The organism is Pseudomonas sp. B21-019 (assembly GCF_024749225.1).
Lineage (GTDB): Bacteria > Pseudomonadota > Gammaproteobacteria > Pseudomonadales > Pseudomonadaceae > Aquipseudomonas.
The window spans coordinates 5503427-5529834 of the sequence record NZ_CP087193.1 but is presented as its reverse complement, the minus strand read 5'-3'; the positions used below and the strand labels follow the sequence as shown (position 1 = coordinate 5529834).

General features: G+C 60.6%; 25 protein-coding genes. 14 read left to right on the top strand and 11 right to left on the bottom strand.

The genetic code is table 11. The features are described from left to right. Window positions 1-60: 60 nt before the first annotated feature. The 3 genes from LOY36_RS24815 to LOY36_RS24805 all read left to right on the top strand — a co-directional run bounded on the left by LOY36_RS24815 (window position 61) and on the right by LOY36_RS24805 (window position 2200). Complete coding sequence (locus tag LOY36_RS24815; RefSeq protein ID WP_258671229.1) at window positions 61-834, top strand: DUF2076 domain-containing protein; 774 nt, start codon at window positions 61-63, stop codon at window positions 832-834. Between the two features lie 252 nt (window positions 835-1086). Next, window positions 1087-1566 (top strand): NYN domain-containing protein, encoded by a 480-nt coding sequence (locus LOY36_RS24810; RefSeq protein ID WP_018925783.1) that lies wholly within the window; start codon window positions 1087-1089, stop codon window positions 1564-1566. 22 nt (window positions 1567-1588) lie between these two features. Continuing rightward, a complete protein-coding gene (locus LOY36_RS24805; protein WP_018925784.1) occupies window positions 1589-2200 on the top strand; it encodes a PolC-type DNA polymerase III in 612 nt (203 codons plus the stop codon). 153 nt (window positions 2201-2353) lie between these two features. Here LOY36_RS24805 and LOY36_RS24800 read toward each other — a convergent pair whose 3' ends face one another. Beyond that, the gene (locus LOY36_RS24800; RefSeq protein WP_258671228.1) at window positions 2354-2806 is read right to left on the bottom strand and encodes an Lrp/AsnC family transcriptional regulator; all 453 of its coding nucleotides are present in this window, start codon (window positions 2804-2806) and stop codon (window positions 2354-2356) included. Between the two features lie 164 nt (window positions 2807-2970). Here LOY36_RS24800 and yedA point away from each other — a divergent pair, with 164 nt between their 5' ends. Both yedA and LOY36_RS24790 read left to right on the top strand, forming a co-directional pair. Next, on the top strand, window positions 2971-3903 hold the full coding sequence (yedA, locus tag LOY36_RS24795) for a drug/metabolite exporter YedA (RefSeq protein ID WP_258671227.1): 933 nt from the start codon (window positions 2971-2973) through the stop codon (window positions 3901-3903). 65 nt (window positions 3904-3968) lie between these two features. After that, window positions 3969-5303, top strand: a complete 1335-nt coding sequence (locus tag LOY36_RS24790) for a DEAD/DEAH box helicase (protein ID WP_258671226.1) — start codon at window positions 3969-3971, stop codon at window positions 5301-5303. Window positions 5304-5339: 36 nt separating this feature from the next. Here the strand turns inward: LOY36_RS24790 and LOY36_RS24785 are convergent, their stop codons facing one another. Then, on the bottom strand, window positions 5340-6581 hold the full coding sequence (locus LOY36_RS24785) for a TIGR03862 family flavoprotein (protein ID WP_258674220.1): 1242 nt from the start codon (window positions 6579-6581) through the stop codon (window positions 5340-5342). Window positions 6582-6766: 185 nt separating this feature from the next. Further along, window positions 6767-7687, bottom strand: coding sequence for a histone deacetylase (locus LOY36_RS24780; protein WP_096479508.1), 921 nt, complete (start codon window positions 7685-7687; stop codon window positions 6767-6769). Window positions 7688-7777: 90 nt separating this feature from the next. Here LOY36_RS24780 and LOY36_RS24775 point away from each other — a divergent pair, with 90 nt between their 5' ends. The 3 genes from LOY36_RS24775 to LOY36_RS24765 all read left to right on the top strand — a co-directional run bounded on the left by LOY36_RS24775 (window position 7778) and on the right by LOY36_RS24765 (window position 9913). Next, window positions 7778-8347, top strand: a complete 570-nt coding sequence (locus tag LOY36_RS24775; RefSeq protein WP_258671225.1) for a GNAT family N-acetyltransferase — start codon at window positions 7778-7780, stop codon at window positions 8345-8347. 106 nt (window positions 8348-8453) lie between these two features. Further along, complete coding sequence (tesB, locus tag LOY36_RS24770; protein WP_028938855.1) at window positions 8454-9323, top strand: acyl-CoA thioesterase II; 870 nt, start codon at window positions 8454-8456, stop codon at window positions 9321-9323. Continuing rightward, window positions 9320-9913, top strand: a complete 594-nt coding sequence (locus LOY36_RS24765) for an HAD family hydrolase (RefSeq protein WP_258671224.1) — start codon at window positions 9320-9322, stop codon at window positions 9911-9913. The genes tesB and LOY36_RS24765 overlap by 4 nt, the downstream gene beginning before the upstream one ends. A 32-nt stretch (window positions 9914-9945) precedes the next feature. On the opposite strand, the gene LOY36_RS24760 is transcribed toward LOY36_RS24765, so the two are convergent. From LOY36_RS24760 to LOY36_RS24750, 3 genes are all read right to left on the bottom strand, one after another. Further along, window positions 9946-10908: an alpha/beta fold hydrolase gene (locus tag LOY36_RS24760; RefSeq protein WP_258671223.1), complete on the bottom strand. Its 963-nt coding sequence runs from the start codon at window positions 10906-10908 to the stop codon at window positions 9946-9948. Further along, on the bottom strand, window positions 10908-11801 hold the full coding sequence (locus tag LOY36_RS24755) for a neutral zinc metallopeptidase (protein WP_018925794.1): 894 nt from the start codon (window positions 11799-11801) through the stop codon (window positions 10908-10910). Before LOY36_RS24755 ends, LOY36_RS24760 begins: the two co-directional genes overlap by 1 nt. A gap of 195 nt (window positions 11802-11996) precedes the next feature. Then, window positions 11997-13709, bottom strand: a complete 1713-nt coding sequence (locus LOY36_RS24750; RefSeq protein ID WP_258671222.1) for an FAD-dependent oxidoreductase — start codon at window positions 13707-13709, stop codon at window positions 11997-11999. Between the two features lie 173 nt (window positions 13710-13882). Here LOY36_RS24750 and LOY36_RS24745 point away from each other — a divergent pair, with 173 nt between their 5' ends. The 4 genes from LOY36_RS24745 to LOY36_RS24730 all read left to right on the top strand — a co-directional run bounded on the left by LOY36_RS24745 (window position 13883) and on the right by LOY36_RS24730 (window position 17674). Beyond that, a complete protein-coding gene (locus LOY36_RS24745) occupies window positions 13883-14659 on the top strand; it encodes an IclR family transcriptional regulator (protein WP_018925796.1) in 777 nt (258 codons plus the stop codon). 145 nt (window positions 14660-14804) lie between these two features. Beyond that, window positions 14805-15860 (top strand): Gfo/Idh/MocA family protein, encoded by a 1056-nt coding sequence (locus LOY36_RS24740; protein WP_258671221.1) that lies wholly within the window; start codon window positions 14805-14807, stop codon window positions 15858-15860. 2 nt (window positions 15861-15862) lie between these two features. Continuing rightward, complete coding sequence (locus LOY36_RS24735; RefSeq protein WP_258671220.1) at window positions 15863-16678, top strand: sugar phosphate isomerase/epimerase; 816 nt, start codon at window positions 15863-15865, stop codon at window positions 16676-16678. A 117-nt stretch (window positions 16679-16795) separates the two neighbouring features. After that, window positions 16796-17674, top strand: coding sequence for a DMT family transporter (locus LOY36_RS24730; protein WP_019650921.1), 879 nt, complete (start codon window positions 16796-16798; stop codon window positions 17672-17674). Between the two features lie 6 nt (window positions 17675-17680). Here LOY36_RS24730 and LOY36_RS24725 read toward each other — a convergent pair whose 3' ends face one another. After that, a complete protein-coding gene (locus LOY36_RS24725; RefSeq protein WP_258671219.1) occupies window positions 17681-19303 on the bottom strand; it encodes a methyl-accepting chemotaxis protein in 1623 nt (540 codons plus the stop codon). A 97-nt stretch (window positions 19304-19400) separates the two neighbouring features. Continuing rightward, entirely contained in the window at window positions 19401-20738 is a 1338-nt protein-coding gene (locus tag LOY36_RS24720) for an MFS transporter (RefSeq protein WP_018925801.1), read from the bottom strand. Between the two features lie 490 nt (window positions 20739-21228). Between LOY36_RS24720 and quiC the strand changes: the two genes are divergently transcribed. Together quiC and LOY36_RS24710 are read left to right on the top strand one after the other, a co-directional pair. Further along, on the top strand, window positions 21229-23130 hold the full coding sequence (gene quiC, locus LOY36_RS24715; protein ID WP_258671218.1) for a 3-dehydroshikimate dehydratase QuiC: 1902 nt from the start codon (window positions 21229-21231) through the stop codon (window positions 23128-23130). A 103-nt stretch (window positions 23131-23233) separates the two neighbouring features. Then, window positions 23234-23911 carry a TetR/AcrR family transcriptional regulator gene (locus tag LOY36_RS24710; RefSeq protein WP_258671217.1) on the top strand — a complete coding sequence of 226 codons (678 nt, stop codon included), beginning with the start codon at window positions 23234-23236 and terminating at the stop codon, window positions 23909-23911. 108 nt (window positions 23912-24019) lie between these two features. On the opposite strand, the gene LOY36_RS24705 is transcribed toward LOY36_RS24710, so the two are convergent. From LOY36_RS24705 to LOY36_RS24695, 3 genes are all read right to left on the bottom strand, one after another. After that, window positions 24020-24874 carry a shikimate dehydrogenase gene (locus tag LOY36_RS24705; RefSeq protein WP_258671216.1) on the bottom strand — a complete coding sequence of 285 codons (855 nt, stop codon included), beginning with the start codon at window positions 24872-24874 and terminating at the stop codon, window positions 24020-24022. 5 nt (window positions 24875-24879) lie between these two features. Continuing rightward, the gene (gene aroQ, locus LOY36_RS24700; RefSeq protein ID WP_007937291.1) at window positions 24880-25320 is read right to left on the bottom strand and encodes a type II 3-dehydroquinate dehydratase; all 441 of its coding nucleotides are present in this window, start codon (window positions 25318-25320) and stop codon (window positions 24880-24882) included. Window positions 25321-25450: 130 nt separating this feature from the next. Next, a complete protein-coding gene (locus LOY36_RS24695; protein WP_258671215.1) occupies window positions 25451-26362 on the bottom strand; it encodes a LysR family transcriptional regulator in 912 nt (303 codons plus the stop codon). Window positions 26363-26408 lie beyond the last annotated feature (46 nt).

Below are 26408 nucleotides of genomic sequence, written 5' to 3'. Positions count from 1 at the left end.
TGAGCACCTTATCCACTGTGGGTGAGGGCAATGATATTCCCGGCAATCTACGAGGTCGCCATGAACAGCGAAGAACAAACCCTGATCGATGGACTGTTTTCCCGGCTGCAACAGGCCGAAACGGACTCAGCCCCGCGCGACGCCCAGGCTGAGGCGCGGATCAAGGAACACCTGACTCGCCAACCAGCGGCGGGCTATTTCATGACCCAGGCGATTCTGGTGCAAGAGGCAGCCATCAAGAGCCTCGACGAACAGAACAAGCAACTCACCCAGCAAGTGCAGCAATTGCAGGCCGAACTGCAACAGGCCAAGGCGCAGACAGCGGCGCCGGCGCCAAGCGGCGGCTTTTTGTCGAGCATCTTCGGTGGCGCTTCCCGTGATCCGCAGCCTGCGCCGACGCAAAGCGCAGCCCCCTCGAATGGCGGCTGGCGTGAACCAGGACGGCCGTCGTTCAACTCGCAGCCGCAGCAAAACTTCGGTGCACCGCCTGCTCAGCAGAATTTCGGAGCGCCGCCTTCGCAGAATTACGCACCGCAACAGCCTGTCGGCAGCGGTTTCCTCGGCGGTGCGTTGAAAACGGCAGCGGGCGTGGCCGGTGGCGTGATGCTGGCGCAAGGCATCAGCAGCCTGTTCCATCACAATCAGCAGCCGGAAGTGGTTGAAGTCATCAAGGAAGAACCGGCCAAGGTCAACGATCAGAGCGATAGCAGCGGTTGGGGCAATGATCAGCGCGTAGCTGACAACTCCAGCGATCAGGGCGGTTTCACCGACGCGAATTACGACGATGACGGTTCATCGTTCTTCGGTGGCGATGACGACGACTCTTTCATCTGATTCACCTGTGGCGAGGGAGCTTGCTCCCGCTGGACTGCGTAGCAGGCCCCTTGGGTTTCAAAGCAAGGGGGCCGCTTCGCACCCCAGCGGGACGCTGCGGCGTTCCGACAAGCTCCCTCGCCACACGGCCGATTATTCGCGGAACAATCCTTCGGGCTGGCATACTGGGCGACTTTTCGGGCCTGGAGCCTGATCCTGCCCGCGCGCCAACGCGCCACGACCCCGCGCGCCAACGCGCTGAGAGGATGTACGGTGAAAAAAATCGCAGTGTTCGCCGATGTCCAGAATCTCTACTACACCGTGCGTCAGGCCTATGGTTGCCACTTCAACTACGCCGCTTTGTGGGCTGACGTCAGCAAGCAGGGGCAGATCGTCGAGGCCTATGCCTATGCGATCGATCGTGGCGACAGCAAACAGCAGCAGTTCCAGCAGATCCTGCGTAACCTCGGCTTCGTCGTGAAGCTCAAGCCTTACATCCAGCGCAGCGACGGTTCGGCCAAAGGCGACTGGGACGTGGGCATTACCCTCGACATCATGGACGCCGCCGACCATGTCGACGAAGTGGTGCTGGCCTCTGGCGACGGCGATTTCGACATGCTGCTGGAGCGCATCATCGCCAAGCACGGTGTGCAGGCGGTGGCCTACGGCGTGCCGGGCCTGACGGCCAACTCGCTGATCCGCGCCGCCAGTCGTTACGTACCGATCGAAGGCGCGTTGCTGCTCAAGAATTGATTTTTACGGAGTTGAAACAGGTTTGGAACGCATAGCAGTCATCGACTTTGAAACCACCGGGATCTCCCCGAGCAGCAGCTGCCGGGCCACGGAAATTGCCGTGGTGATTCTTGAACAGGGGCGCATCGTCGAGCGTTACCAAAGCCTGATGAATGCCGGCGTGCGGGTGCCGGCGTTCATCGAACAACTGACCGGCATCAGCAACGCCATGCTGCGCACTGCGCCCTCGGCCGAGCAGGTGATGAACGAGGTCAACGAATTTGTCGGCATTACGCCGCTGCTGGCGCACAACGCTGCGTTCGACCAGAAGTTCTGGGACTACGAGCTCGGGCGAATCAAACGTACACGTCTGCAGAACTTTGCCTGCTCGCTGTTACTCGCCCGCCGCCTGATGCCCGCTGCGCCGAACCACAAACTCGGCACCCTCACCACCTTCGCCAGCCTGCCCAATACCGGCAAGGCTCACCGGGCCATGGCCGATGCGGAAATGGCCGCCAACCTGACGGCGCATCTGGCGCAAGAGCTGCGGCAAAAGCATGGATTGCGCGAGTTGTCCCATGATCTGTTGTGCAGCCTGCAGAAAGTACCGGCGGCGAAGATCAATGAGCATTTGAAGCGGTATCGCGGGTTCTGACGGAAGCACTGCTGAACCCCTGATCCCCTGAATCACTGGCCCCCTGAACCTCTGTAGGAGCTGTCGAGTGAAACGAGGCTGCGATCTTTTGATCTAGATCTTAAAAGTCAAAGGATCGCAGCCTCGTTTCACTCGACAGCTCCTACAGGAGAACTATTTGCCATTCCCCTCCAGCTGCCCCAACGGCACCCGCTTTTCGATGGCACTGGACAACACAATCGAGGTCTTGCTGAACCCGAACGCGGCGATCCGGTTGATCAACTCTTCCAGCTCCGGCATCGAGCCCACCGCCGCTTGCATGATCACGCACGGGTCGCCGGTGACGCGATGGCACTCGGTGAGCTGTGGGATTTTGATCAGTTCGTCGTAGGTTTTCTGTTTACCGTGCTGGTTCAGGCGCAGTTCGATGACGCACTGGATCGGCAGGCCGATTTTGGACATGTCGACTTTCGCCTGGTAACCAGTGATCACCCCGCAGGCTTCAAGTTTGTCAACGCGTTCGGCCACCGCCGGAGCGGACAGGTTCACCTTTCGCGCCAGATCGGCGTAGGACGCACGACCGTTTTCCAGCAGGGCGCTGAGGAGCATGCGGTCGTATTTGTCCATCGTGGCCTACCTGAAAAGTGACTGACTTTCGAAAGCACGGTTTATAGCGTCGAACTCCGTGTTTTGAAAAGTGTACCGGCGCTATAAACAGGTTTTGTAGCTTATTTTCCGCTGTTGGCCTTTCTAGAATAGCGGCTCTCCTTGTCTTGTTCATCGAGCTGCCCATGTCTGGTCTACGCCGTTTTTCCTTACCGCTGATCGCTGCTTTTTTCGCGTTGTACGTGATTTGGGGGTCGACCTACCTGGTGATTCGCATCGGCGTGCAGTACTGGCCGCCGTTGCTGCTCGCCGGTATCCGCTTCGTGCTCGCCGGGACGTTGATGTACGCCTACCTGCGTTGGCGTGGAGCACCGGCACCGACCTGGGCACAGTGGAAAGCGGCGGGGATCATCGGGATTTTGCTGCTGACATGCGGTAACGGTGCGGTGAGCGTCGCCGAGCATACGGGCGTAGCCTCTGGCGTGGCCGCGTTGGCGGTGGCGACGGTGCCGCTGTTTACCTTGTTGTGCGGATATTTCTGGGGCGCGCGTAATACCCGTCTCGAATGGGCCGGGATTGTGCTCGGGCTGATCGGCATTGCCATGCTCAACCTCGGCTCCAACCTGCAATCGAGCCCGTTGGGCGCAGCGTTGCTGGTGTTCGCGGCGGCGTCCTGGGCCTTCGGCTCGGTGTGGAGCAAACATTTGCCGTTGCCTCAGGGCGCGATGGCCAGTGCCGTGGAGATGCTGGTGGGTGGCGTGGTGTTGCTGATCGGCAGTGCGGTGAGTGGTGAGCGTCTGGAAAGTCTGCCGCCGATCGAAGGCTGGGCGGCGCTGGCGTACCTGACCCTCTTCGGTTCGATCATCGCCTTCAACGCCTACATGTACCTGTTGAAACACGTGCGTCCGGCCGCGGCCACCAGTTATGCCTACGTCAACCCTGCGGTGGCGGTGTTGCTGGGGATCGTGTTTGTCGGCGAGACCATCGGTATCGAGGAAACGCTGGCCATGGCGGTGATCATCAGTGCCGTGGTGTTGATCGGGTTGCCGCAGTGGCGCCGTGGCACAGATCGGCCTGCCCCTGCCGTAGTGGTGCCGACAGAATCCCGCGCGAATTAGGGTAAACTGCGCGCCATTGCACACTTGTTTCGCACAATCGCGCTGAATTTTCCTACGGTACTCCCATGACTTTCGCCACCCTTGGCCTGATCGAACCCTTGCTGCGCGCCCTCGAGACGCTTGGTTACCAGACCCCGACGCCGGTTCAGGCGCAAGCGATTCCGGCGGTGCTGGCCGGTCGCGACCTGATGGCTGCGGCCCAGACCGGTACCGGCAAAACCGCCGGTTTCGCCTTGCCGCTGCTGCAATTGCTGACCATGGAAGGGCCGAAGGTCAGCGCCAACTCCGTGCGCGCGCTGATTCTGGTGCCGACCCGCGAACTGGCCGAGCAGGTTCACGAAGCCGTGCGCCAGTACGCCGAGAACCTGCCGTTGAGCACCTACGCGGTGTACGGCGGCGTCAGCATCAACCCGCAAATGATGAAGCTGCGCAAAGGCGTCGACCTGTTGGTGGCGACCCCGGGCCGTTTGCTCGACCTGTTCCGCCAGAACGCGCTCAAGTTCAACCAGCTGCAAACCCTGGTGCTGGACGAAGCCGATCGCATGCTCGATCTGGGTTTTTCCGAAGAGCTGGGGAACATTTACAAGGCGCTGCCGAAGAAACGCCAGACGTTGTTGTTCTCCGCGACCTTCTCCGATGCCATCCGCATGCTGGCCGGGCAAATGCTCAACGACCCGTTGAGCATCGAAGTCAGCCCGCGCAACGTGGCCGCCAACACCGTCAAGCAATGGGTGGTGACGGTGGACAAAAAGCGCAAGCCGGAGTTGTTCATTCACTTGATGCGCAAGGGCAAGTGGAAGCAGGTGCTGGTGTTCGCCAAGACCCGTAACGGCGTAGACGCGTTGGTGGAAAAACTCCAGGGCCTGGGCGTCAATGCCGACGGCATCCACGGCGACAAACCCCAGGCAACTCGCCAGCGGGCGCTGGATCGCTTCAAGGCCAGCGAAGTGCAGATCCTCGTGGCCACCGACGTCGCTGCCCGTGGTCTGGATATCGAAGATTTGCCATTGGTGGTCAACTTCGACCTGCCGATCGTGGCAGAGGACTACATCCACCGCATTGGTCGTACCGGCCGTGCGGGTGCAACCGGGCAGGCGATTTCGCTGGTCTGCGCCGATGAAGTGAATCAGCTGTCAGCCATCGAGATGTTGACCCGTCAGACGTTGACTCGCCAGATGGAGCCGGACTTCGAACCTGAACACCGCGTGCCGGATACCGATGCCAGCGGTCAGGTGATCAAGAAGCCGAAAAAACCGAAGAAGCCCAAAACCTCCGGTGGCGGCAAGCGCAACCTGGGTAAATGGGTCGAGAGCGGTGATGCGTCAGCGCCGGAGCCTTCGATCAAGCCGGTGCGTAAAGTGCCAGTGTTCAATACCGGGCCGCGTAAGCGTAAGCCTTGATCCTCTGAAGATCGTTCCCACGCAGTGTGGGAACGATCAGCGTCGGTGCTTCAACCACTCCACCATCCCCAACCCCGCCGCTCGCCCACTGGCGAAACACGCGGTCAGCAGATAGCCGCCGGTCGGCGCTTCCCAATCGAGCATTTCCCCTGCGCAGAACACGCCGGGTAGTTGCTTGAGCATCAAACGTTCATCCATCGCCTCGAACATCACGCCACCGGCGCTGCTGATGGCTTCGTCCAATGGTCGGGTTTTCACCAGCGTCAGCGGCAATGCCTTGATCGCTTTGGCCAGCAGCGCCGGATCGGTAAAGCACTCGGCCGGGGTCAGTTCCCGCAACAATGCTGCTTTCACGCCATCAAGCCCAAGCTGACTGTGCAGGTGTTTGGCCATGGAGCGTGAGCCGCGCGGTTTGCTCAGCGCCGCCTGGATTTTATCCACAGGCTTGCCTGGTAACAGATCGAGGTGAAGGGTTGCCGAGCCGTGTTGATTGATCGCTTCGCGGATCGCTGCCGACAGGGCGTAGATCAAACTGCCTTCAATCCCCGTGGCAGTGATCACACACTCGCCGAGTCGTGGCACGTCGTCATTGAGGCCGATGGCGATGTTTTTCAGCGGGCTGCCGGCGAATTTGCTGACCATCAATTCGCTCCAGGCCTGCACCTCGAAGCCGCAATTGCTCGGTTGCAACGGCGCCAGCCCTACACCGCGCTGTTCCAGCGGCAGCATCCAGGCACCGTCCGAGCCGAGACGCGACCAGCTGCCGCCGCCGAGTGCCAGCAGGCTCGCATCCGCGTGAACGGTTTTTTCGCCTTCGGGACTGTCGATGCGCAAATCACCGTTGGTATCCCAACCGAGCCAGCGATGGCGGGTGTGGATAACTACGCCGGCATCGCGCAGGCGTTTGAGCCAGGCACGCAACAGGGGCGCGGCTTTCATGTCGGTGGGAAACACCCGGCCGGAGCTGCCGACAAAGGTTTCGATACCCAGGTCATGAATCCATTGGCACAAGGCTTCGGCGCCGAACGAGCGTAACAGCGGGGCAATCTGCGGCGCCCGTTCGGCATAGCGTGAGAGAAATGCCGGGTAGGCCTCGGAGTGGGTGATGTTCATGCCGCCGACCCCGGCGAGCAGGAATTTTCGCCCCACTGAAGGCATGCCGTCGTACAGATCGACCTTGATCCCGGCCTGGCTCAACACTTCAGCCGCCATCAAGCCGGCGGGGCCGCCGCCAATGATGGCGACTTGAGGGGGGAGGGAAGTGGAGGGCTGGGTCATGGCGAGAGCTGCGGCGTGGCGGAATAAGCCGCGCATTCTACCAGCCCTGTTCCCTGTGGGAGGATTCGAGGGCTGGTTAAAAAACAACCACCGCTCTGTAACCTATACCCCGCATGGGCTGCAGGCCCTTTCACTCAGGTTATCCACAGGCGGTTCCACAGGCATTGTGGGTAAAGACTCACACATCAATGACAACCTGATGACTGCCACACCCGTTGGGCGCTGTGATGGAGGATGCCATGACGGCGCGCCAGGGCCTTGCGGTCCTTGCTGTAGCCGCCGCCGATCACGCCGACCACCGGAATATCCCGGCCCAGGCAATGGCGCATCACGCTTTCATCACGAGCGGCGACGCCTTCGTCGGTCAGCTTCAGATAACCCAGGGCGTCATCCTTGTGCACGTCGACACCGGCGTCGTACAGCACCAGATCCGGTTGATAGAGCGGCAGCAAATAGTTGAGCGCATCGTCCACCACCTTCAGGTAATCGGCATCGCCCATGCCCATCGGCAACGGGATGTCCCAGTCGCTTTCGGCTTTGCGTGCAGGAAAATTCTTTTCGCAGTGCAGGGAAACGGTCACCGCTTCTGGGGTGTTGTGCAGGATTCGTGCAGTCCCGTCGCCCTGATGCACATCGCAATCGAAGATCAACACCCGATTCACCCGGCCACTTTCCAGCAGGTAATGGCTGATCACCGCCAGGTCATTGAAGATGCAGAACCCGGCAGGGTGATCGTAATGCGCGTGGTGTGTGCCGCCGGCCAGGTGACAAGCCAAGCCATGTTCCAGCGCCTGTTCGGCCGCCAGCAGCGAACCGCCGACCGCCCGCACTGTGCGCCGGGCCAGTGCTTCGCTCCAGGGCAGGCCAAGGCGCCGCTGGTCTTCGCGGGACAACTCGCCATCCATGTAGCGTTCGATATACGCAGGGTCATGGGCGAGGGCGAGAATATCCGCCGGGCACAGCTCCGGGCGCAGCAGGTCGATGTCACGGGTCAGGCCACTGTCCACCAGGTGATCGCGCAGCAGGCGAAACTTGTCCATGGGGAAGCGGTGATCCGCCGGGAACTCGGGACTGTAGTCTTCGTGGTAGATCAGGGGCAGGGGCATGGCTGATTTATCGGGGAAGCCTGTAGGAATGAGTGAACGATCCTACCAGCGATGTAGACTTGCGGCATGGAAACAGAGGGGAGGGGCACGATGGAGCCGATACTGGAACTCGAAAGCGCGCGACTGTCATTACGGCAGTGGCGCGATGAGGATTTGCCGGCGTTTGCGGCGATGTGCGCCGATCCACAGGTGATGCGTTATTTTCCGGCGCCCTTGAGTCGGCTGGAAAGTGCCGCGCTGATCGGGCGGGTTCGCGGGCACTTTGCCGAGCATGGTTTCGGCCTCTGGGCACTGGAGCGCAAGGACACCGGAGCGTTCATCGGGTTTACCGGGCTGAGTGTGGTCGGCTTTGACGCACCGTTCACGCCAGCCATCGAAATCGGCTGGCGCCTGGCGCGCGAGCACTGGGGCCTGGGTTATGCCAGCGAGGCGGCATGGACCGCTCTGCGCTGTGGGTTTGATCGCTTGGCGCTGCAAGAGGTCGTGGCGTTCACCACCGAAACCAACCTGCCTTCGCAAAAAGTCATGCAGGCGATCGGCATGCACCATGCCCCCGCCGATGACTTCGAGCACCCAAGGCTTGCAGAGGATCATCTGCTGCGCCCGCACGTGTTGTACCGCATCACCCGTGAGCAATGGCTGCAAACCTTGCATGGATAAGCAGGCACGGACGTTTACAATGGCCCTCATGTTGAACCGGGCCATAAACTGAATCGACCGCCGCAGCCAAGACTGCGCGGCATTGCTTTGTGTGAGGAGAGTCTGAATGAGCCAAGTGTTGGAAGATCTGGTAGACCTGCTGACCCTGGAACCGATTGAAGAAAACCTGTTCCGTGGCCGCAGCCAGGACCTGGGTTTCCGTCAGTTGTTCGGCGGCCAGGTGCTCGGCCAGTCCCTGTCGGCGGCCAGTCAGACAGTCGAAGAGACGCGCCATGTGCACTCGATGCACGGTTACTTCCTGCGTCCGGGCGATGCGAAGTTGCCGGTGGTGTATCAGGTCGATCGGGTGCGCGATGGCGGTAGTTTCAGCACGCGCCGGGTGACGGCGATCCAGAAGGGCAACCCGATTTTTACCTGCAGCGCCTCGTTCCAGTACGACGAAGAAGGCTTCCAGCACCAGAGCGAAATGCCGCAAGTGGTCGGCCCGGAAAATCTGCCGTCAGAATTGGAACTCACCCAGCAACGGGCGCACCTCATCCCAGAGCACATGCGCGAAAAGCTGCTGTGCCCGAAACCGATCGAATTCCGCCCGGTGACCGAGAAAGATCCCTACAACCCGCAGCCTGCCGATCCGGTCAAATACGTCTGGTTCCGCGCCGATGGTGCGTTGGCTGACACTCCAGCGCTGCACAAATACCTGCTGGCTTATGCGTCGGACTTCGGCCTGCTGACCACCTCGATGCTGCCCCATGGCAAATCGGTCTGGCAGAAAGACATGCAGGTCGCCAGCCTTGATCACGCGTTGTGGTTCCACGCCGACCTGCGCGCCGATGACTGGTTGCTGTACGCCATGGACAGCCCGTGGGCCGGCAACTCGCGTGGATTCTCCCGTGGCAGCGTGTTCAACCGTGCCGGGCAACTGGTGGCCTCGGTCACTCAGGAAGGCCTGATTCGTCATCGCAAGGACTGGATATGAGCCTGGCCGAGGTGCGGCACTGGGTGTTCGACATGGACGGCACCCTGACCGTGGCCGTGCATGACTTCGCGGCGATCCGCGTGGCGTTGGCGATTCCTGCAGAACACGACATCCTCACTCACCTCGCTGGGCTGCCGGCCGAAGAAGCGTCGGCCAAACATGCGTGGCTGCTGGAACACGAGCGGGATCTGGCGCTGGGTTCGAAACCGGCTCCGGGCGCGGTGGAACTGGTGCGTGAGTTGGCCGGGCGCGGTTATCGCCTGGGTATTCTCACGCGCAATGCCCGTGAGCTGGCGCATGTCACGCTGGAGGCGATTGGCCTGGCCGATTGCTTTGCGGTGGAGGATGTACTGGGTCGCGATGAAGCGCCGCCCAAACCGCATCCTGGTGGTTTACTGAGACTGGCCGAAGCCTGGAAGGTGCCGGCGAGTGAAATGGTGATGGTCGGTGATTACCGCTTCGACCTGGATTGCGGCCGGGCGGCGGGGACGCGGACGGTGCTGGTGAACCTGCCGGATAATCCGTGGCCGGAATTGACCGATTGGCATGCGCGCGATTGCGTGGAGTTGCGGCAGCTGCTTTCGGCTTGAGAGATTGGGCGTCCGATCAGACGCCCCAAAACTCACTGCCCGAACAACGCCTTCTGCCCCTCAGGCGAGGTAAACATCCCGTCGCCATTGTGTCCAACCCCGGGCACTTCAATCAGCTGCTGACTCAACCCTTGAGGATGGCGCCGTTTCAGATAATTGAAATAATTGCGCCCGCGAATCAAACGAGAAGCGCCCTGGGCTTTGGCTTCGCAACTTTTATCCAGCGCCGGGTGATTCGGGTCGATGTCCTGCTGCCCGAGCAAATAAACGATGTCGCGTTTGATGTAGTTTTCTTCCAGCTGCGCAGGCGTTTGTCCATCGGCATAGGCGGGCAAGTCCGCCAGTCCATACTTCCAGCGATTGAAGTTCGGACACCCCGCATGACTGAACGCCACCGGCCGTTGCTCATTGAAATAGGCATACGACGAAGGATTGGCGATCACATAGCGCACCTTCACCCCTGCTGTGTCGAGGGCTGGCTGAGGGTGGCTCAACATGGCGTAACGCTGAACCACCTGAGCGCCGCCCGAGTGACCGGCAATGACGATTTGCTTCACGTCCGGAAACTGTCGCCGATCACCCAGGCGAGCGATGATTTCGTCGAGCGCCGCGTAGGAGCTCAGCGTAAATGGCGCGGTGGATAAGCCGCCGGCCATCCAGTCATTGCCGTGCCAGCGTAAAACGCTGTCAGGCACCGGGTGGCTCGCGATGTCGGTTTCATTGAGAAACTGCGGGGCGAGCACCAAGGTGTTATCGCTTTGCCCGGCTTGCTGGGCCGCGTGCTCGGCGTTCTGGCGGTAGGTTTCAGCGTTGCGCAAACGACCATGAATGATGATCAGCACCCGTTCGATGTTCTTCGCCGGTGTCGGGCCGATGCCCACCGCGATTTCGCCGGCGCTCAACAGCAGGCGCCCGGAACTGATCTCCTTGACCCCCTGCTCGGCAGCCTGGGCGCTTGTGCAGGTGATCAACAGAGCTAACAACCACTTGTGCATTACAGATTCTTCGCGGCAAAGGTATCGCACTGGCCAACCTGGCCTTGTGCAAATCCGGCTTTGAACCAGCGCACCCTTTGCGCTGACGTACCATGAGTGAATGAGTCCGGTACCACGCGGCCCTGACCTTGCTGCTGCAAGCGGTCATCGCCGATGGCGTTGGCGGCGTTCAAGGCTTCTTCGATGTCACCGGGTTCCAGCCAGTTCAGGCGCTTCTGCGCAATGTTGGCCCAGACCCCGGCCAGGCAATCGGCCTGCAGTTCCTGACGCACCAGCAAACCACCGTCGCCCTCCATTTGCCGGCCCTGCTGCCTAGCGGTCTGAATCTTCGCCGAAACGCCGAGCAAGGTCTGCACGTGGTGTCCGACTTCGTGAGCGATCACGTAGGCCTGGGCGAAATCACCTGCGGCGGAAAAACGCTGGGACATTTCCTGGAAGAAACCCATGTCCAGGTAGACCTTCTGGTCTGCCGGGCAATAGAACGGACCAGTCGCCGATGTCGCCAATCCGCACGCCGAGTTCACCTGATTGCTGAACAGCACCAGGGTCGGGTCTTTATATTGCCGACCGGCCTGCTGGAAAATCTGGCCCCAGGTGTCTTCGGTGTCGCCGAGGATCGAGCGCACGAATTCGGCGTTTTCATCATTGGCCGGCGGTGCCTTGCGGGTGTGGGTGGTGGCCGGAGCCGATTGCTCGCTCATTTGTCCGGTCAATTGACCGAGGATCTGCATCGGGTCCTGGCCGGTGATCCAGCCGATCCCGACGATCAACAGGATCGCGGTCAGGCTCAGGCCCTTGCCCCCGCCGAAGCGCATCCCGCCACCCCCACCGCCGACATCATCGCCACGGGCATCGACCACGTTGTCGCTGCGTCGGCCTTTTTTCCATAGCATGGGGGTGAGTCCTCGTTTGAATATGGTGATGAGTGTTGCTGGTCAGTGAGAGCGGCGCCAGTCCGGTCGTCTGTCTTTTACTGCGCACGGAACATTTCAGACTTGTATTGAACACGGATAGCCCAGCGAATTCCTTCAGGGCGACAGGTTTTTACCGAGTGGGCGAATGCTTGTCTCGAGAATCACTGATCAAACTCACTCTATATCGGCGATATGCCGGGCAGCGATGTAGCCGAAGGTCAGCGCCGGGCCGAGATTGATACCGCCGGCGGGATAGTGCCCGCCCATGATACTGGCCATGTCGCCGCCCGCTGCATACAACCCGGCGATGGCCTGCCCCGACTCGCCAAGAACCTGGGCATGTTCATTGACCTTGAGCCCGGCGAAGGTGCCAAAGCAGCCAGGCTGGACCTTCACGGCGTAGAACGGGCCTTGTTCAATCGGCGCGACGCACGGGTTGGGTTGCTGCAACGCATCGCCCTGTTTGCGGTTGTAGGGCGTCGAGCCACGACCGAACAACGGATCTTCGCCGTTGCGCGCACACCGGTTGTATTCATCCACCGTGCTGCGCAATCCGTTTGGGTCGATGCCGCAGGCCAGGGCCAATTCCTCGACAGTGTTGCCGGTTTTCAGATAACCGCTGCGGATAAAGGATGACAGCGGCACCGGAAACGGCCGAGAAATTCCCAGGCCATAACGCCGTTGAAAACCATGAGTGCAGATCAGCCAGGAGGCGACTTCTTCGCCCAGCGGTGCGGCGGCGACCATGGCCGTCACGTAGTCGTAGTAGCCGTCGGCTTCGTTGACGAAGCGCCGGCCGTTGCTCAGCACACCGATGATCCCCGGTTTGCCGCGTTCGATGATGTGCGGGAAGTGGCCGATGCTGCCGTCACTGTGCGGCACTTGCGAAACCGGCGCCCAGGCCACGGGCGATGCCATGTCGGTGTTGACCCGCGCACCGGCGCTTTCGCCCAATCGCAAACCATCACCGGCGACGCCGAGAGGCGGCAGCGCCAGGTGTTCGTTGCCGGTTGGTGTGCGGGGGAACAGCGCCTTGCGCCGCTCGATATCATTGGCGAAACCTCCGGTCGCGAGCACCACGGCCTTGCGTGCATGGATGCGGATTTTGCCTTTGGCGGTACTGACGATCGCGCCTTGCACCTGATCGCCTTCGCGAAGCAACTCGGTCACCGGTGCCGATTCCCAGAGCAAGACGCCCAGGTCTTCGGCGGACTTTGCCAACCGCGCAACCAGCGCCACGCCGTTGACCAGTTGCATCGCCCGGCCATGAACAATGAGGTCGAACAAGTGCCGAGTGAAGCGCCGGGTCACGTGCCATGCAGCGGGCAAAGAGCGCGTCAGGTTGAGAAATGCGCTCAGGTCCGCCCCCGCCATGATCGGCATGCCCATGAACGAAGTTTCCCGCATGGTTTTGCGAAGGCGCTTCAGTAGCTTGCCGACTTTTCGTCCGTCATAAGGCGCAGCGATCACCGACCGTCCGCCGGTGCCGGCGCCCGGCGTGTCGCCATGAATGTCGGCGATGGCGTTGCCATCGGCGAATTGCAGGGCAGTGTGTTGCTCGAAGAACGCGACCATTCGCGGGCCAGCCTCAAGGAACGCGTCGATCATCGCCGGATCGTAACGCTCACCCAATTCGTGCTTCAGGTAAGTGCGCGGTTGCTCGACGTCTTCAACGATGCCGGCACGACGCGCCAGAGGATTGCACGGCACCCAGGCCCATCCGCCGGACCACGCCGTGGCGCCGCCGAACACCGGGTCTTTCTCGACCACGATCACTTTCAAGCCATGCCAGGCTGCGGTTACAGCTGCGGACAATCCGGCCGCACCGGAGCCGACGATCAGCACATCGCATTCGATGTCCGCAAGGAGGGGAGAGTCGGCAGGCATCGTTTAAAAGCTCCAGGTTGTTTTTGGAATTTGATTCCAGAAAATATAAAGGCTTGATTGATCCCGGCAACCATTCACTGCGTAAAGAGGGCGGTTATCGGACAGCGGGTTCCAGATTTCGCATTACGTGGTTTGTCTTTTAGAATCGGCAAAATTTCGAGTGGAACCCCCCCATGGCCGGCAGTCAGATCGAACGTGTTTTCAGCGTGCTGGAAAGCCTCACCAGTGACCCTCGCGGCCTGCCGATGCAGACGTTGGCGGAGCAACTGGACATCCCCAAAAGCGCGACCCACCGTCTGCTCACCGAGCTGATTCGGCTGGGTTACGTGCGACAGAATCCGGAGAACCTGCGCTATCACCTGTCGACCAAACTGGTGGCGATGGGTTTCCGTTACCTGTCGAGCAGCGGCGCCGATATCGTGCAACCGGTGCTCGATCGCCTGGCCGAGGAAACCGGCGAGCTGGTGCGCCTTGGCGTTATTGAAGGCGAGCGCCAGGTCTGGATCGCCAAGTCTCAGGGTGCCCGCTCGGGCCTGCGCTACGACCCGGACATGGGCCGTGATGCGCCCTTGTTCTACACCGCGTCGGGCCATGCATGGCTGGCGTGCATGAGCGATGCCGAAGCGTTGTCGCTGGTGGAGCGTCAGGGGAGCGAACGGCCGAAAGACCTGGGGCCGAACGCGCCGCGTTCCAACATTGAGTTACTGGAGCGCCTGCGTCTGGCGCGAGAGCAGGGCTACGCCTGGGTCGAAGAGAGTTCGGCAGTGGGCACCTCGGCGATTGCGGCGGTGGTGCGCCACCCAGGCGACGGTCGAGTGATCGGTGTGCTGAGCATTGCCGGGCCAAGCGCGCGGATGCCGGGGGCACGGTTGCATGAACTGGCGCCGCTGTTGTTGAAGTTCACTGAGGAGCTGTCTGCCGCAAGCCTGGCTTCGGAGTTGTTCGTCTAATTCTGCCCGCACAAACCCATATGTGGGCTATGCGAATCTGTGCGTTGTTCGAACACAAGTTGCCGTTACTCCTGTAAGAATCTGGAACCAGGTTCTAAATTATTGGAATTCATCCCTCCGACAATAATCACAAGAGGACCGCAGCATGACTTCGCCCCTTCGCATCGCCCTGATCGGTGCCGGCAACATGGGCCAGCAGCATTACCGGCATCTGCAAACCCTGACGCAAGCGACGTTGTGTGCGGTGGCCGATCCCGGGCCACAAGCGGCAGGCCTCGCGGGCGAATGGGGCGTGGGGTATTTCGCGGATCACCGTCAGATGCTGGACCAGGCGAAGCCAGACGCAGTGATCGTCGCCAACCCGAACACGCTCCACATCAGCACGGCGCTCGATTGCCTCGCCGCCGGCGTGCCGGTGCTACTGGAAAAACCGGTCGGTGTGCACCTGGATGAAGCGCGCGAACTGGTGGCTGCGTCGAAAGCCACCGGTGTTCCCGTGCTGGTCGGCCATCATCGCCGGCACAATCCGTTGATCGTCCGCGCCCATGAACTGGTGCAGGGTGGCGCTTTGGGGCAGCTGACGACGGTGACGGCGCTCTGGCAGTTGCGCAAACCCGACAGCTATTTCGAAACGTCATGGCGCCGCGAGCCCGGTGCGGGGATGTTGCTGACCAACCTGATTCATGACCTCGACCTGCTGCGTCATCTTTGCGGCGAAGTGCGGCAGGTGCAGGCGATCACCAGCAATGCGGTGCGCGGGTTTGCCAACGAAGATTGCGCGGCGGTGTTGCTGCAGTTCGACAATGGCGCACTGGGCAGCCTGACCGGTTCCGACGCGGTGGCGGCGCCCTGGAGTTGGGAGCTGGATTCCGGGGAGAACCCGGTCTATCCGCGCCAGGCCGATCAGCCGTGTTACTTGCTGGCCGGGACGGGCGGTGCGTTGAGCATTCCGCAGCTCAAGCGCTGGCATTACGCCGACGTCGATGGCGGATGGCATCAACCGTTGCTGGCGGAGCAGGAAAGCTTCTGCGCCGATGAAGCATTGCGTTTGCAGTTGCAGCATTTCGTGCGCGTGGCGCGCCGGGAAGTCGAACCGTTGGTGAGCGCTGCCGATGCTGCGCGCACCCTGGCGCTGGTTGAAGCGATTCGCGAGGCCGCCGAAACCGGTCGTGCCTGCACCCCGATGTTGATCGAGGAATGAACATGAGTGAGCGGATCTTTTCCCTGGCCAGCCTGACCGTGCTGGAGTTGTCTCCGCCGCAGATGGTGGACGTTGCGGCGCGTGCCGGTTACAGCCATGTCGGATTACGCCTTGAACCGGCGACACCCGAAGAACATCACTTTGCGCTGGTAGCCGATGTCGGTTTACGGCGTGAGACACTGGCGCGGCTGCGCGATACCGGCATTCGTGTGCTGGATGTTGAAATCCTGCGTCTTAAACCGCAAACCGTCGTCGCCGACTTCGAGAAGATTCTGGCGGTCGGGGCGCAATTGGGTGCCAGTGAATTGCTGGTGGCCGGTAACGATTCCGACGAACAACGACTCACCGAGAACTTCGCCCGGCTGTGTGATCTGGCGGCACCTTATGGGCTGCATCCGCATCTGGAGTTCATGCCGTGGACCGATGCGCGCGATCTTGAACAAGCGGTGCGCATCGTCGAAAACGCTGACCGTGAAAACGGCGCGGTGTTGGTGGACGCGTTCCATTTCGACCGATCGGGTTCGCGGCTGGAAGATCTGGCCAAAGTTGCCCCGTCACGGTTACGGTATGCACAGCTGTGCGATGTTGCGGGACCACGGCCAACGGACATGGCGGAGATTTTGCGTCAGGCGCGTAACGAACGGCGTTTTCCGGGCGATGGTGATTGTGATCTGGCGGGGTTGTTGCAGGGTTTGCCGGCCGATATCCCGTTAAGCCTGGAGATTCCCACCGTGAAGTTGCTGGAACAGGGCGTGAGCGGGTTGCAGCGGGCGCAGATGGCGTTGGATAAAACCCGGGAATTGTTGGCGCGGCGGTAAGCGGTGCTGCGCACCTATCGCGGGCAAGCCACGCTCCCACAGGTTATCCAGTGTTCATGTAGGAGCGAGGCTTGCCGGCGAAGCCTTTGACTTTCGATGTAAAAAAAAGGATCGCTCATGACCGTCAGCACACCGCTCTCCGGCGTAAACCAACCCTTCAAAGGGATTCTGCTGATCGTCGTCGCGACCTTCCTGTTTTCCAGTCACGACGCCTTGTCGAAATATCTATCGGGTTTCTATCCGATCGTCATGGTGGTTTGGGCCCGCTATGTGGTTCACACCTTGCTGATGGCCGGGATTTTCCTGCCGCAATCGGGGTTGCGCGTCCTGCGCACCAAACGTCCGTTGCTGCAGTTGTTCAGGGCGTTGTGCCTGTTGGGCACCAGTTTGTTCTTCACCACCGGTTTGCAGTACATCCCATTGGCCGAAGCCACGGCGGTCAACTTTCTCGCTCCGGTTCTGGTCACCGCGTTGTCGGTGCCACTGCTGCGTGAGCGGGTCACTCGTGGCCAATGGATCGCAGTGATTTGCGGATTTGTCGGCGTGTTGATCATCGTCCATCCCGGCGGTGATCTGTTCACGCCAGCAGTCTTGCTGCCACTCTGCTCGGCGCTGTTTTTCTGCTTCTATCAATTGCTCACCCGCAAGCTCAGTGAAATCGACAGCCCGACCACCAGTAACTTCTTCGCCGGCCTGTGCAACACCCTGGTGATGAGTGCTCTGGTGCCGTTCTTCTGGAAAGTGCCAAGCCTTGGGCATGGATTGATGATGGTTGCACTGGGCGCCTGCGGGATGACGGCGCACCTGTTTTTGACCCAGGCGTTCCGCCATGCCGCCCCCGCGCTGCTGGCACCGTTCGGCTATTGCCAGATTGTCTTTGCCGGTTTGCTCGGCTGGTTGCTGTTTTCTCACACGCCGACCCTGACCACGGTGGTCGGGATCGCGGTGATTTGCTGCAGCGGGTTGGCGGCGGCGTGGCAACAAAGCCGCCGCTGAACCCGGTCAAAATTTGAAACGCACCACCAGGTTTTGCAGGCCTGCCGCCAGTCGCGACAACTCCTGGCTGGTGGCGCTGGTCCGGGTCGCGGCGTCGGCGCTTTCCAGCGACAGGTCGCGGATGTTCAGCAGATTACGATCCACCTCACGGGCCACCTGCGCCTGTTCTTCCGAGGCGCTGGCGATCACCAGGTTACGTTCATGGATCTGCTCCATCGCCCGGGTGATTTCTGCCAGTGCCAGCCCGGCCTGTTCAGCAATCGACAAGGTTTCGGCGACACGCTGACTGTTGTCGTGCATCGACATCACCACACCGTTGGTATCGCCCTGAACCCGGCCAATGATCTGTTCGATCTCCCGGGTTGATTGCTGAGTGCGATGCGCCAGCGCCCGAACTTCATCGGCCACCACCGCGAAGCCACGTCCGGCTTCACCGGCCCGCGCAGCCTCGATGGCGGCATTGAGCGCGAGCAGGTTGGTCTGTTCGGCGATGGCGCGGATCACGTCCAGCACCTTGCCGATTTCCCGGGACTGCTCGGCCAGGGTCTGAACCTGTTGCAGCGCGATGCCCGCATTGCCGCTCATCGCCTGAATCGAATCCAGGGTTTCAATCACCCGGGCCTGGCCCTGATTGGCTTGCTGTGTGGACTGTCTGGTGCTGTCGGAAGTCGACACCGCGTTGCGTGCCACTTCTTCCACCGCGACGGTCATTTCGTTGACGGCCGTGGCGGCCTGCTCGATTTCATTGTGTTGCTGTTGCAGCCGACTGGAATCCTGTTGAGTGCTTTGATTCATCTGCAGGGCGGCGGCCGCCAGTTGAGTCGACGTGCCGCTGATTAGTTGCAGGGTTTCCCGCAGGCTGGTCTGCATGGCCGACAGGGCCTTAAGCAAGCGTGCGGTTTCATCGGCGCCGTGGCTGCGGATCGGTTGACTCAGGTCACCGGCGGCCACTTGCTCGGCCACGTCGACCGCCTGACGGATCGGCATGACGATGCTGCGTATCAACAGCCAGGCAAGGCACAGGGTCAGGAGCGCGACGGCTATCAGCGCACCGATCACGGTGATTTTTACCTGATTGTAGAGTGAGTCAGCCTGGTTGGCCGAGAGGCTGACTTCGTTGGCGGAAAGCGCCATCAACTCGGCGAACTGGTCACCGGTCTGGGTCGAGTAGTCCTGGATTTTTCCATTGAGCAACGCGGTCATTTCTTCGCTGCGGTTTTCCCGCGACAGCGCTTCGTATTGCGCCAGCGCCTGGCGGTAACTGGTGACGGTGGTGACGAACTTTTCGTACGGCCCCCGGTTGTAATCACCGACCAGCGGAGTGAATTTTTCCAGCGTCTCTGCAAGCCAACCCTGCACTTGGTGCAGACGTGTGACGGTGGCATCGAGCACCTTTGGATCGCGGTTGAGCGCCATGCGCAGGCTGAGCACGCGAATGCTCAGGATGTAGTCGCGGATTTCACCCAGGTGGCGAATGCTGGGCAGGGAGACGTTTTCAGTGTGCTGGCCGGTGGCGCGGACTTGCGCGACCTGTTTAAGGGCGAACAGCCCCTGCAACAGGACCAGCAGGGCGATGACGCCGAAGCTGATCACGGCACGTTTGGCGATGCTCAAGTTACCTGGCGACATGGTGTGCCTCTGTGGCTGTGAGAAAAAAAGGGTGAAATGGATAAATCGCGGCCATAAAAAAACGCAGGCCCGGGATCAGGCCTGCGTTTGTGGTGTATCAATCTTTTACGGTCGGAATCTTGCGCGGTGCCATGAAGTACATCCAGGTCAGCGCGATGAAGTACATCGCCGGAATGATGGTGAACAACACGGTGTAGTTGTTGTTGGTGATGGTCAGAATGTGGCCGACCAACTGGGTCATGAACATCCCGCCGATCGCCGCGCACATGCCACCGAAGCCGAACACCGTACTCATCATGTGTTTAGGCGTGTAGTCCATCACCAGGCTCCAGATGTTCGCGGTCCAGGCCTGGTGCGCGCCAATGGCCAGGGAGATGGCGAAGACTGCGAGCCACAGGCTGCTCGAACCGGCGGCCATGACCACGCCGATGATGCAGCAGGCGAACAGGAACATGGACATCAGTCGGGCCTTGATCGGGTTGATCCCGCGACCGATCAGGAACGAAGACAGGATCCCGCCGCCGACGCTGCCGAAGTCAGCCGTGAGGTAGATGATGATCAGCGGAATTCCCATCTGGGTCACGTTGATCCCCAGGTTGTATTGCTGATTGAGGAACGGCGGCAGCCAGTACAGGTAGAACCAGAACACCGGCGCGGTGATCGAGTAGGCGAGGGCGAAGGCCCAGGTGCCACGCATGCGCAGGATTCGCGAGAACGGTACGCGGGATTGTTCCGGTTCGACTTCCTTCTGGATGTAGTCCAGTTCCGATTGTTTAACGCTCGGGTGATCTTCCGGGTTGAAGTACTTCAGGCCCCAGAACAGCAACCAGATGCCGCCCAGCGCCGCCATGCACAGGAACGCGGCTTGCCAGCCCCAAGCGTGAAGAATCAGTGGCAGCAGCATCGGTGTGAACATCGCACCGACGTTGGTCCCGGCGTTGAAAATACCGGTGGCCACGGCGCGCTCGCCAGCCGGGAACCACAACCGGGTGGTTTTCACGCAGGCCGGGTAGTTGGCGGCTTCGGTCAGACCGAGAATGAACCGGCAGACCATGAAGCCCGCCGCCGAAGTGGCCAGGCCATGAGCGCCGGTGGCCAGGCTCCAGAGCAGTACCGCGAAGAAGAACACGCGCTTCACGCCGACCCGGTCGATCAACCGGCCTTGCAGCACGAAACCGACGGCATAGCCGACCTGAAACCAGAAGTTGATGTTGGCGTAGTCCATCGCCGTCCAGCTCAGTTCCTTGGCCAGGATCGGCTGCATGACGCCCAGGGCGGCGCGGTCGATGTAGTTCAGGGTGGTGGCGAAAAATACCAGCGCCAGCATTCCCCAGCGGGTTTTGCCGACGGCCATGGCGCCGCGGATTTTGTCGCCGATGCCGCCAGTGGCGACGCTTTGGGCCGAAGCCACGCGAGAGCTTTGAGAAGGAAACATGTGTGTGCCATCCGTTCAATGACTGACAAGCGAGGCTTGTCGGGACTTCAAGGGCGCGTGATCAATCGATGGCGACGGGCGCGGATGAGATTGATCGGCTGAGGTGTTTTCGTCAGGCGACGACAACGTTTTATTCAGCGAGCGGCGCAGTTCGGCCGAGTGGGCGCAAGGTTCGGATGGACACCAGGTCTGGCGTGAGATCGGTGGAGCAAGCAAACAAGGCGTTGAATGAGCGCATGAGCGTGTACCCGTTTTTTGAAATTTTTATGTGGTGTTCAGGGTCTTTGGTAACCGAGTCCATGGGGTCGTGACCGGACTCAATGTGGTGTCGATGGTGCGCAGTGGACGAAAAATCGTCAATTCGCCAACCGCCATTGTGTTCGATAATCGCCCGCAAAACTAACCGGGTAGTACACTTTGAATTGCTGTGCGGATTCGTCAAGCCAATAATTTGCCCAACAAGAATGTCCCCACCACCGGGAGTCGACACATGCTGCGTTCCATTGCCACCGTTTCCTTGAGCGGTACCCTGCCGGAAAAACTAGAAGCCATCGCCGCCGCCGGATTTGACGGGGTGGAAATTTTCGAGAACGACCTTCTCTACTACGACGGCAGCCCACGGGAAATCAGGCAGATGTGCGCTGATCTCGGGATCGCGATCACACTGTTCCAACCCTTTCGGGATTTCGAAGGTTGCCGCCGCGATCGCCTGCCGCGCAATCTGGAGCGGGCCGAGCGCAAGTTCGATTTGATGCAAGAGCTGGGCACCGACCTGGTGCTGGTGTGCAGCAACGCCTCGGCCGACTCCATCGGCGATGAGCAGATCCTGGTCGACGACTTGCGCCTGCTCGCCGAACGGGCCGGCGCTCGTGGTTTGCGGATCGGTTACGAAGCGCTGGCCTGGGGCCGCCACGTGAACACATATCAACAGGTGTGGAACATCGTTCGCCAGGCCGACCATCCGAACCTCGGCGTGTTGCTGGACAGTTTCCATACGCTGTCGCTCAAGGGCGACCCGAAGGCGATCGCCGAGATTCCCGGTGACAAGATCTTCTTCGTGCAAATGGCCGACGCGCCGATCCTGGCCATGGACGTGCTGGAGTGGAGCCGGCATTTCCGTTGTTTCCCGGGGCAGGGCGAATTCGATCTGCCGGGGTTCCTCGCGCCGATCATCAAGAGTGGCTACACCGGACCGCTGTCACTGGAGATCTTCAACGACGGTTTCCGCGCCGCGCCACCCCGGGCCAACGCCGCCGACGGCTTGCGTTCGTTGCTGTACCTGGAAGAGAAAACCCGCGAGCGTCTGGAGCAGGAAGCCACGCCTGTGGCCAATCGCGACATTTTGTTCGACACCCCAGGCGCCAGCGAATACAACGGCATCGAGTTTCTTGAGTTCGCCGTGGACGAAAGCCTCGGCGCGAAGTTGTCCCATTGGCTGGAGCGGCTGGGTTTCGTCAAGGCTGGGCAACACCGTTCCAAGAGTGTCAGCCTGTTGCGTCAGGGCGATATCAACCTGATCCTCAACTCCGAACCTTATTCCTTCGCCCACAGTTTTTTCGAGGCCCATGGGCCATCGCTGTGCGCCACCGCCGTGCGGGTCAAGGACAGCGCCAGTGCGTTGGCCCGAGCCGTGGCTTACAAAGGCCAGCCGTATCGTGGGCTGGTAGGCCCCAATGAACTTGAACTGGCAGCCGTGCGTGCGCCGGACGGCAGTCTGATTTACCTGGTGGACCAGGATGCCGACGTCTATGGCACTGACTTCAATCTGCAACCCACAGCCGTGGCCAGCGGCGGCCTCAAGCGTATCGACCACATGGCCATGGCACTGCCCGCCGACAGCCTCGACAGTTGGGTGCTGTTCTATAAGAGCCTGCTGGATTTCGAAGCCGACGATGAAGTGGTGCTGCCCGACCCGTATGGTCTGGTGAAGAGCCGTGCCTTGCGCAGCCGTTGCAGTTCGATCCGCTTGCCGCTGAACATTTCCGAAAATCGCAACACCGCGATCTCACACGCACTGTCGAGTTATCGCGGTTCCGGCGTGCATCACATCGCTTTCGATTGTGATGACATCTTTGCCGAAGTCAGCCGCGCCAAGGAGGCGGGCGTGCCGCTACTGGATATCCCGCTCAACTACTACGATGACCTCGCCGCACGCTTCGATTTCGATGACGAGTTCCTCAGCGAGCTGGCGTATTTCAACGTGCTCTACGACCGCGATGCCCAGGGCGGCGAGCTGTTTCACGTGTACACCGAGCCGTTCGAAGGGCGGTTTTTCTTTGAAATCATCCAGCGCAAAAACGGCTATGCGGGTTACGGCGCGGCCAACGTAGCCGTGCGACTGGCGGCCATGGCCAAATCCCGAAGTGGTGGCGTACGTCAGACAAAGTTGTAGGAAAATCGTAAACACGGGTACAAAACCGCTGCCGCGTGGCTTCCTTCACTGTGCGCAGCGGCCCATAATCGCCTACTTGTGCAGTGATGGCCGTGAGCCCGCAATGACAATAATTTCAGAACTCTCCGTAGCGCCCGAAAAGCCAATTGCCGAGCCTCGCAAGAGTCGCAAGAACAACCCGGAAAAAACCCGCGAGAACATCCTTCAAGAGGCTATTGTCGAGTTCGTCCAGCAGGGGCTTTCCGGTGCGCGCGTCGATGCGATCGCCGAGCGCATCCACACCTCCAAACGCATGATCTATTACTACTTCGGCAGTAAGGAACAGCTCTACGTCGAGGTTCTGGAAAAGCTCTACGGGGATATCCGCAGCACCGAAAGTCGCTTGCACCTGGCCGAGCTGGCGCCGGTGGAGGCGATTCGACGGTTGGTGGAATTCACCTTCGATCACCATGATCGCAACGTTGATTTCGTGCGCATCGTCTGCATCGAGAACATTCACAACGCCGAGTATGTGAAGCGCTCCGATGCGATCAAGGCGATGAACAACACCATCCTCGATTCACTGGGCGAGATTTTGCGTCGCGGGGCCGCAGAGGGTGTATTCCGCGCCGGCCTCGATCCGCTGGATGTGCACCTGCTGATCAGTTCGTTTTGCTTCTATCGCGTGTCGAACCGTCATACCTTCGGTGAGATCTTTCAGATCGACTTGCCGGACGAAAGTATCAAGCAGCGTCATCGGGAGATGATCTGCGAGTCGGTGTTGCGGTATCTGCAGGCCTGATTTTCAGGACCTTAAAAGATCGCAGCCTCGTTTCACTCGACAGCTCCTACAGGGGTATGGGTACTTGTAGGAGCTGTCGAGTGAAACGAGGCTGCGATCTTTTGCATTTCAACCATTCATGCTTTGAAAATGCGCCAGCATCCGCTGGGCATCCGGCGCCACGCCGCTGAATAATTCAAACGCCTTCACCGCCTGAAACACCGCCATGTTGCCGCCGTCCAGGGTTCGGCAACCCAACGCACGAGCGTTGCGCAGCAGTTCGGTTTCCAGCGGGAAGTAAACGATCTCCGCTACCCACAACTGCGCCCGAAGCAGCTCTACCGGCACCGGCATGCCCGGTAGTTTTTTCATGCCCATCGGCGTGGTATTTACCAGCCCGTCAGCCTGACCCAGCGTGCCTGGCAAGTCGTGACCGGCCACGGCGCGGCCAAAACCGAAATGCTGATTGAGGTTGTTCGCCAGTGACTGAGCCCGGCTGTGATCCACATCGAAAATGCTCAGCAGTTGTACGCCTTCGCTCAATAACGCGTGGGCCACCGCCGCGCCTGCGCCACCGGCGCCCATTTGCACCACACGCTCACGGGCAACGTCTTGCAGGCCACGACGAAACCCTTCGGCGAAGCCCAGGCAATCGGTGTTGTGGCCGATGCGTTTGCCGTCCTTCAGCACCACCGTGTTCACCGCGCCAATGCCGCGGGCTTCCGGCGACAATTCGTCGAGCAACGGGATGATTGTCTGCTTGCACGGGAAGGTGATGTTCAGCCCGGTGAAATTCATCCGTTCGGCGGCCATCAGCAGATCGGGCAGGGCGCCGCTGTCGAGTTTCAGCTGATCCAGATCGATCAGTCGATACAGGTAGCGCAGACCCTGCGCATCACCTTCGTGCTCGTGCAGCGCCGGAGTGCGGGAAGCCTGAATGCCGGCGCCGATCAGCCCGGCCAATACCACGGTGTTCTGTGTCATCACGCTTAACCTTTCAAACGTTGGCTGAAATGCTCCAGCGCCAAACGATAGCCGTGGCTGCCGAAGCCGCACATCACCGCCGTGGCGATGGACGAGACAAAGGAGTGATGCCGGAAGGGTTCGCGGGCATGGACGTTGGACAGGTGCACTTCGATCACTGGCAGTTCGCTGGCGACCAACGCATCGCGAATGGCGACCGAGGTGTGAGTCCAGGCGGCCGGGTTGATGACGATCCCGGCGCAGCGGCCACGGGCGGCATGAATCCAGTCGAGCAGTTCGCCTTCATGGTTGGTCTGGCGAAACTCCACCTTCAGGCCGAACTCTTCAGCGGCGCGACCGCACAGCGCTGAAATATCCGCCAGGGTTTCGTGGCCATAAGTCGCCGGTTCACGGGTGCCGAGCAGGTTCAGGTTCGGGCCGTTGAGCACCAGAACGATAGGGGACATTGGGTCTCTCCACTTATTATTTTTGGCATTGGCCGAGGGTCTCAGCCTGTGGAGATAAATTGTACTAACTGGTTAATAAGGTCAATTGAAGAGGCGCCGGCCCTGGATTATCTGTGCGGTGATCGAACATTCAGCGCGGAAGACGCTCAACCAGAAAATCGATAAACGCCCTGAGCCGCAACGGCACATGGCGGCTTTGCGGATACAGCAACGTGAAGGGGCGGGAGCGCCCGCCATAGGGCTTGAGCACTTCCACCAGCGAGCCATCCGCCAGTTCGTTTTCGACGATGAAGCGATAGGTTTGAAACAGCCCGGCGCCGTGTTTCGCCAGCGTCACACCGCCCAGTACGTCATCGGAGCAGCAGTAATTGCCCTCGGCCAGAATCTCCAAAGGCACGCCGTTATCGTTGAACAGCCAGGCAATCCGCCGCCCGCTGCTGGGTAGCTCGAACTGGATGCATTCGTGGTGCGCCAGGTCGTCGAGGGTCTGTGGCGTGCCGGCACGCTTCAGATAGTCAGGGCTGGCAATCATCACCAGCGCGGCGTCCTCCAGTGGCCGGGCAATCAGCCCGGAGTCGGGAATCGCCCGCACACGGATGGCCATGTCATAGCCTTCGCCGACGAAATCGATGTTGCGATTGCTGATGTGCGCCTCGACTTTCACGGCGGGAAAACGCGCCCGGAACGCCGGCAGCAGCGGCAGGATGCGGTGGTGGGCATAGGTGGTGGGAATGCTGATACGCAAGGTGCCGGAGGGTTCCTGCTGTTGGCCCATGACCTCGCGTTGAGCCTCGACCAATTGCGCAAGGGCCAGGCGACACTCCTCGAAATAGCGCCGGCCACTGTCGGTCAGCTTGACGCTGCGGGTGGTACGCGCGAACAGCCGCACACCCAGACGTTCTTCCATCCGCGACACCGAGCGGCTGACCGCAGCCGGGGTCACACCCGCCACCAGGGCCGCAGCGGTAAAGCTGCCGGCTTCGGCGGCCAGGCAAAACAGTTCGATGCTGCCGAGCTGAAGATCGTCGAAATGTCGCTGCATGATTGATTACACCAAGAATCAAATGGGATGCCCGAGGTGGTATTTA